This is a genomic window from Nocardia sp. NPDC004722, from assembly GCF_053601505.1.
Genome location: NZ_JBSGBY010000423.1, coordinates 1 through 7,445, shown reverse-complemented (window position 1 = coordinate 7,445; position 7,445 = coordinate 1). Strand labels below are relative to the sequence as shown.

5 protein-coding genes and 3 pseudogenes are annotated in these 7,445 nt (G+C 68.4%); 4 read left to right on the top strand and 4 right to left on the bottom strand.

Features of this window, described 5'->3' with window-relative positions:
- Positions 1–2,126 (top strand): annotated as a pseudogene (locus ACWELQ_RS31895) (catalase); the annotation flags it as partial.
- Positions 2,127–2,128: 2 nt separating this feature from the next.
- Here the strand turns inward: ACWELQ_RS31895 and ACWELQ_RS31890 are convergent.
- The 3 genes from ACWELQ_RS31890 to ACWELQ_RS31880 are packed head-to-tail and all read right to left on the bottom strand — an operon-like array spanning position 2,129 to position 4,855.
- Positions 2,129–4,066 (bottom strand): aconitate hydratase, encoded by a 1,938-nt coding sequence (locus ACWELQ_RS31890; RefSeq protein ID WP_452400740.1) that lies wholly within the window; start codon positions 4,064–4,066, stop codon positions 2,129–2,131.
- A 12-nt stretch (positions 4,067–4,078) separates the two neighbouring features.
- The gene (locus ACWELQ_RS31885; RefSeq protein ID WP_452400739.1) at positions 4,079–4,369 is read right to left on the bottom strand and encodes a hypothetical protein; all 291 of its coding nucleotides are present in this window, start codon (positions 4,367–4,369) and stop codon (positions 4,079–4,081) included.
- 27 nt (positions 4,370–4,396) lie between these two features.
- Positions 4,397–4,855, bottom strand: coding sequence for a CBS domain-containing protein (locus tag ACWELQ_RS31880; RefSeq protein WP_452400738.1), 459 nt, complete (start codon positions 4,853–4,855; stop codon positions 4,397–4,399).
- A gap of 92 nt (positions 4,856–4,947) precedes the next feature.
- On the opposite strand from ACWELQ_RS31880, the pseudogene ACWELQ_RS31875 reads away from it, so the two are divergent.
- The 3 genes and pseudogenes from ACWELQ_RS31875 to ACWELQ_RS31865 all read left to right on the top strand — a co-directional run.
- A pseudogene (locus tag ACWELQ_RS31875) lies at positions 4,948–5,595 on the top strand (FAD-linked oxidase C-terminal domain-containing protein); the annotation flags it as partial.
- A gap of 43 nt (positions 5,596–5,638) precedes the next feature.
- A complete protein-coding gene (locus tag ACWELQ_RS31870; protein ID WP_452400742.1) occupies positions 5,639–6,130 on the top strand; it encodes a hypothetical protein in 492 nt (163 codons plus the stop codon).
- A complete protein-coding gene (locus ACWELQ_RS31865) occupies positions 6,127–7,242 on the top strand; it encodes an enolase C-terminal domain-like protein (protein WP_452400741.1) in 1,116 nt (371 codons plus the stop codon). Before ACWELQ_RS31870 ends, ACWELQ_RS31865 begins: the two co-directional genes overlap by 4 nt.
- Here the strand turns inward: ACWELQ_RS31865 and ACWELQ_RS31860 are convergent.
- Positions 7,206–7,445, bottom strand: a pseudogene (locus tag ACWELQ_RS31860) (hypothetical protein); the annotation flags it as partial. The gene ACWELQ_RS31865 and the pseudogene ACWELQ_RS31860 sit on opposite strands and share 37 nt — an antisense overlap.

Genomic DNA, 7,445 nt, shown 5'->3' with positions numbered 1-7,445 from the left:
GATGAGAAGAAGCGGCAATTGGATGCCTTTCGCGTCGATCGCGAACGCGGGACGCTGACGACCCAGCAGGGCGTTCGCATCGACAGCACCGATGACTCGGTGAAGGTCGGCGAGCGCGGGCCGACGCTGCTGCAGGATTTCCACGCCCGGGAGAAGATCACTCATTTCGACCACGAGCGCATTCCCGAGCGGGTGGTGCACGCGCGGGGCGCGGGGGCCTACGGGCATTTCCGGCCCTATGACGAGTGGTTAGCCGAGCACACGGTGGCCCGCTCCTCATCGACCCGGCGGTGGAAACACCGGTGTTCGTGCGGTTCTCGACCGTCGCGGGATCTCGTGGTTCGGCCGACACTGTGCGCGACGTGCGCGGATTCGCCACCAAGTTCTATACCGCCGAGGGCAACTACGACCTGGTCGGGAACAACTTTCCGGTGTTCTTCATCCAGGACGGCATCAAGTTCCCCGACTTCGTGCACGCGGTCAAACCTGAGCCGCACAACGAGATTCCGCAGGCGGCCTCCGCCCACGACACCCTGTGGGACTTCGTCGGGCAGCAGCCGGAAACCCTGCACGCGATCATGTGGCTGATGTCGGACCGTGCCCTGCCGCGCAGCTACCGGATGATGCAGGGGTGCGGTGTGCACACCTTCCGGCTCGTGAATGCCGGAGGGCTGGGGGTTTTCGTGAAATTCCACTGGAAGCCGAAGCTGGGCGTGCACTCCTTGCTCTGGGACGAATGCCAGCAGATCGCGGGCCGCGATCCCGACTTCCACCGGCGTGACCTGTGGGACAGCATCGCCGCGGGACAGTATCCCGAGTGGGAACTCGGCGTGCAGCTGATCCGGGAAGAGCACGAGTTCGCGTTCGACTTCGACCTGCTCGACCCGACGAAACTCGTTCCGGAGGAACAGGTCCCCGTCATCCCGGTCGGTTCACTGGTGCTCGATCGCAATCCGGACAACTTCTTCGCCGAAACCGAGCAGGTGGCGTTCCATACCGCGAATCTGGTGCCCGGCATCGACTTCACCGATGATCCGCTGCTGCAGATGCGCAGCTTCTCCTACCTCGATACCCAGCTGACCCGGCTCGGCGGCCCGAATTTCGCGCAGCTGCCGATCAATCGGCCGCTGGCCGAGGTACGCAACCACCAGCAGGACGGTCAAGGGCAGCACACGATCCCGGTGGGCAGCGCCGCCTACTCCCCGAATACCGTCGGTGGCGGCTGTCCGGCGCTCGGCGGTGACGGCACCCTCGGGCATTACCCCGAACCGTTGTACGGTGTGCCCGCCCGCCGCCGCGGCGACGCGTTCCGCGAGTACTACCGGCAGCCGCGCATGTTCTGGAACAGCATGTCCCAACCCGAGCGCGACCACATCGTGGCCGCCTTCGCCTTCGAGCTGGGCAAGGTCGGGCGTCCCGCGATCCGCGCGACCGTCCTCGGCCATCTGACTCGCGTCGATCCGGATCTCGCGCTGCGTGTCGCCGAGGAACTCGGGGTCGCCGGGGACCTCGGCATGGCGGAACTCGGAATGCGGGTGGTGGCAGGCGAATCGGATGCTCCCGAGGTAGGCATGTCGTCCGCGCTCTCGATCGTGCCCGCCGCGCCCGGCACCATCGCCACCCGCAAGGTCGCCATCCTGGTCGCCGACGGCGTCGACTCGAGCGGTGTGCGTCTGCTGCGCTCTCGCCTGACCGACCGGGGCGCGGTCGTCGAGATCATCGCGCTGCGAGGGGGTTCGGTCCGTGGTGACGACTCGGACGGCGAGCCGCTCACGGTCGACCATGCGCTGGCGACGGTGTCCTCGGTGCTCTACGACGGCGTGCTCGTCGCGGGCGGACCCAGCGCCGCGGACACGATGGCGGCCGACGGCTCCGTCCTGCATTTCGTGCTGGAGGCGTTCAAGCACGCCAAGCCGATCGGCGCCGTCGGCGCGGGAGTCACCGTGCTGCGCATCGCCGGAATCCTGCCCGACATCCCGGCCGACAGTGAATTCGTGCAGCGTCACGGTGTGGTCTTCACCGCCGCCGCGGGTGCGCGCGTGCCCGACCACTTCCTCGATTCGTTCGCCGAATTACTTGCCCGGCACCGGATCTGGGATCGCCTGACCGCTACGGTCCCGGCCTGAACCTACCGCTGGGCGATCAGGCCGCCCGCCAGCACGCTTTGTACCTGGCGAGGCGAAAGGCGATGCCGGACAGTGAAAGCGACGTCCTTGGTGACGTCGCGCACCGGCAGCGTCGTGCTGCCGATGATGTCGTGGAGATGATCGAGGCGCAGGATGTCGTCCCGGTCGATCATGTCGTAGTCGGCGGGATCGTCGAATTCCAGGGCCAGCACACCGAAGTTGGCGAGGTTCTGCCAGTGGATGCGGGCATAGGACTTGGCGATGACCACGCGCAGGCCGAGGTAGCGGGGTGTGATCGCGGCGTGCTCGCGGGAGGAGCCCTGACCGTAGTTCTCGCCCGCGACCACGAGATGGCCGGATCGGGAATTGTGTTGTGCCCGTTCGGGATAGGTGTCGTCGACGGGGGCGAAGGTGAACATCGCCAACTTGGGGATATTGGACCGGAAGGGCAACGCTCGTGCTCCCGCCGGTGAGATCTCGTCGGTGGAGATGTCGTCGCCGAGTTTCAACAGGACCGGCGCCTGTAGGAGTTCGGGCAGCGGAGTCAGTGTCGGCAGGCTGGAGATATTGGGCCCCTTCACCGGTCGCACCCGGCGGGCGTGTTCCGGGTCGAGCGGGGCCACCAACATCATCGTGTCGACCGAGGCGGACGAGGGCAGGTCGACCTTCGGATACTCCATACCCGCGGTGCGCGCCCAGTCGCGCGGATCGGTGATCGTCCCCGTCAACGCGGACGCGGCGGCGGTCTCGGGCGAGCAGAGCCAGACCGAATCCTCCTTGGTGCCGGAGCGGCCGGGAAAGTTGCGCGGCATCGTGCGCAGGGAATTGCGGCCCACCGCGGGCGCCTGGCCCATGCCGATGCAGCCCAGGCATCCGGACTGGTGGATGCGTGCGCCCGCCGCCAGCAGGTCGCTCACCGCGCCCATCGCGGTCAGGTCGAGCAGGATTTCCCGCGACGTCGGGTTGATGTCGAAGCTGACCTGCGGCACGGTCTGCCGTCCGGCGACCATCGCGGCCACCATCGCGAAGTCACGCAGCCCGGGATTGGCGCTGGAGCCGATCACCGCCTGCGCGATGTCAGTTCCGGCGACCTCGCGGACCGGCACCACGTTGCCGGGTGAGGACGGTTTCGCGATGAGCGGCTCGAGGGCCGACAGGTCGAGGGTGTCCTCGATGTCGTAGTCGGCGTCGGGGTCGGCGGCCAGCGCGACCCAGTCGTGGCCGCGGCCCTCCTCGTGGAGGAACGCGCGCACCGCCTCATCGCTGGGGAATACCGTTGTGGTGGCGCCGAGTTCGGCGCCCATATTCGCGATCACATGGCGGTCCATCGCCGACAGACCCGACAAGCCCGGCCCGTGATACTCGATGATCCGGTCGACCCCGCCGCCGACACCGTGGCGGCGCAACATCTCCAGGATCACGTCTTTGGCCGAACACCACTGCGGCAGTGCCCCTTCCAGGCGGACGCCCCAGATCTCGGGCATCCGAATATGCAGCGGCCTGCCCGAAATCGCCAGCGCCACTTCCAATCCGCCCACCCCGATGGCCAGCATGCCCAGCGCCCCGGCGGCGCAGGTGTGGGAATCCGAGTCGACCAGGGTTTTTCCGGGGACGCCGAAGCGCTGCATGTGCGTGGGGTGGGAGACGCCGTTGCCCGCCTTGGAGAACCACAGTCCGAAGCGCTGCGCCGCGGTGCGGAGGTACTCGTGGTCCTCCGCGTTGCGCTCGTCGGTCTGCAGCAGATTGTGGTCGACGTACTGAACGCTCACCTCGGTGCGGGCACGCTCGAGCCCGAGCGGCTCGAGCTCCTGCATCACCAGCGTGCCCGTGGCGTCCTGGGTCAGCGTTTGATCGATTCCCAGCGCGATCTCCGCGCCCGGCGTCAGCGCGCCGGACACCAGATGCGCGGCGATCAGCTTGCGGGCCAGGTTCGTCGGCATGTCCCGCCGTGCTTACTCGTCGAAGTCCTGCGGCTCGACCGTGAACGAGGGATTGCCGCCCGCGTCGACACCGGCGTCGAGGATCTTGTCGTCGAAGTAGGCCGCGGACTTGGCGTCGAGGAAGACGCGAGCGCCCTCGGCGGAGAGCACCTCGTCGTCCTCCGAGGGAGCGCCGGCCACCGTGAGGTTGAAGCTGTCGGCTCCCTCCGACGTGGTGATCCGCAATCCCGCTTGCTGCGGTGTGTTCGTCGCGGACGCGATGTTGCGAACCACCTCGGCGGCGGTGGGGGTGAGCATCAGCATGGGTTTTCCTTCCGTTGACTGGATGGGTTACTGCTGGGAGATCGCTTCCACGACTTCACCGGACGCCTGGTGTTCCAGCAGGCGCGCGATATCGGCCTGCGAGATGATGCCCACCAGTCGGTTCTGGTCGAGCACCGGCAGCCTGCGCACCTGGTGGGTCGCCATCAGCTCCAGCACCCGCCGCACATCGTCATCGGCCTGCGCCACCACCGGCACCCCCTCGGCCAGCTCGCTGACCTTCACACCGTTCGGATCCATGCGCTGCGCCACCACTTTCACCACGATGTCGCGATCGGTCAGCATGCCCTTGAGCTTGCCGTCCTCCCCGCAGATCGGCAGCGCGCCGACCTCCAGATCGACCATCTGGCGCGCGGCCGTGAGCACGGTGTCGGCGGCACGGGCGCAGTGGCATTCGTGCGTCATGATGTCGCGCGCGGTGGTCCGATCCGGATCCCCGGTCCTGTCGTGGTGTCCAGCGATCGTCATTGCCTGTCCTCCTGTCGATTCCGTCTTGCCCCGGCTCTACCCCGTCTCGGCCGAGGTATTCAGCCGCCCGGCGACACCTTCGGATTCGGCTCATGAGATCGCCGCGGGCGGGTACAGCGGAGGAGACCCGCGAGCAGTCAGGAGGTGAGGATCACGATGTCACCCATGTGGATGCAGTTGATGGACATGCTGCGCGATATGTGGAACATGCTGTTCCCGTCCATGCCGATGTAATGCGGCACCAGGCGCGTATCCGGCGCGCGTGCGGGTACCCGCGCGGCAGCGAAGCCGTGAATACCCGCACGCGCCAACCCGAATGGAGGTGCGCCGATGACCGCCAACCGTGCCGCGCTGCCGCTTCCCTCGAAGGGCTCGACCACCGGCTGGTGCGGCTCGAGCACCTGCGGCACCTGGCCGACCGTGCCATCGAGCGGCTGCCCGACGGAAAAGCCTGGCTGATGGCGCAATTCGACGGTGACACGCAGGCGGCCCGGGAGGCCGGCCTCACGGCGACGGCCTACCCGCCCGGCGGCCCGGAAACCCATGAGGGCTGGGAGGATGCGGCGGTGCCGCCGGAACGGCTCGGCGACTACCTGCGCGATCTCGAGCGATTGCTGGGCATCTACGGCTACCAATCCAGTTCCCTCCACGGCCATTTCGGTCAGGACTGTGTCCACACCCGCATTCCCTTCGACCTGCGTACCGCCGAAGGGATCGCGCACTACCGCGAATTCGTCAAGGACAGTGCGCGTCTCGTCGTCGCCTACCGCGGATCGCTTTCCGGTGAGCACGGCGACGGCCCGCCCCGCGCCGTGTGCTGCGGGGCTCACCTGGATCTCGACCGGGCAGCTCCCCACGGCGAAGCGGGTGCTGAACCGCACCCTGGCCGAACTGCTGGCCGAGCGCGCCCCGGCGTGGCGACCGCCCGAGATCGCCGGATCCGCTGTCGTGCAACCCCACTGCCATCAGCATGCGATTCTCGGCTCCGACCCGGACCGGGCACTGCTGTCGGCGAGCGGCGTCGAGGTCGAGGTCCTCGACGCCGGATGCTGCGGCCTGGCAGGCAATTTCGGTTTCGAGCGCGGACACTACGAGGTGTCCGTCGCTTGTGCGCAGGACCAGTTGCTCCCGGCCCTGCGTGCCGCGTCACCCGACGCGGCCATCCTGGCGGACGGGTTCAGCTGCCGCACCCAGATCCGTCATCTCCTGCCCAGGGTCCGGCCGCGCCACACGGCCGAAGTCCTGGCCGAGGCCCTCGAAGGCGGTCTCCCATGAACATTCCCACCATCGACGGCGTCACGGTCGAGGTTTACCGATTCCCCACCCCGCAACCCGAAGCCGACGGCACCCTGACCTGGGACGCCACCACCGCGGTGGTGGTGACCGTGTCGGCCGGGGACCAGCACGGGCTGGGCTGGACCTACGGTTCCCCGGCCGCGGCGACCGTCGTCGAGCGGCATCTCGGTCCGGTCCTGCTGGGCTGCGGTCCCGAGGATATCACCGACGCCTGGGCCCGAATGCACAAGGCGTGCCGCAATATCGGCACCTCCGGGGTGGCGGCGCACGCCATCAGCGCGGTCGATATCGCCCTGTGGGACCTGAAGGCGCGGGTGCTGGGGGTGACCCTGCCCACCCTGTTCGGGAAGGTGCGGGAGGCGACCGCGGTGTACGGGTCCGGCGGTTTCGTCAACCTCACCGATGATCAACTCGCCGAGCAGGTGCTGGACTGGCAGTCCGAGGGCTGCACCGCGGTGAAGATCAAGATCGGCATCGACCAGCGGCGCGACCTCGAGCGAATCACGCTGGTGGACAAGCTCGTCGGCACGGACACGCGCATCATGGTGGACGCCAACGGCGCGTACAGCCCCGGCGAGGCGCGGCGCATGGGGCACGAACTCGACCGGCTCGGCGTCACCTGGTTCGAGGAGCCGGTCACCAGCGACGACCCTGCCGGCCTGAGCTCGGTGCGCGCGGCGGTGCGCTGCGATGTCGCGGCGGGCGAGTACATCTGCGGCGACACCGACGCCCTGCGGCTCATCGACTCCGTCGACTGCCTGCAACTCGACGTCACCCGCTGCGGCGGGTACACCGGATTCCTGCGCGCCGCCACCCTGGCCGCCGCCTACCACCGCGACATCTCCGCGCATTGCGCGCCCGCCCTGCACGCGAGCGTCGCGGCCTCGGTGCGCAGGCTGCGGCACGTCGAATGGTTCGCCGACCATGCCCGCCTGGAAGCCCTGCTGGTCGACGGCGCGCCGAAGGTGGACGACGGCCGGATCGCGCCCCGCGGCAACGGCAATGCGGCCGATCCGTACGGCCACGGCATGCGCCTGGCGGCGACGGCCGCGGACTACCGCATCTCAGTGCCCACGGCTCCCGCCGACTGAAGGCCCACGGCTCCCACCGAGCGAGGTGAGCGCGCGGGCGCGACGACATCCGTGGGCAATTCGAGTGCTCGGCCACCCGCGGCGCGTACATCCTCCGCGGCGGCCGTGCCGCCCAGGGCGGAGAAGTAGGAGACCGTGGCCAGCACACGGGTGCTCTTCTCGCCGACGGGGGTTTGCATGGTGAGGTCGTCGCCGCGCGAAAC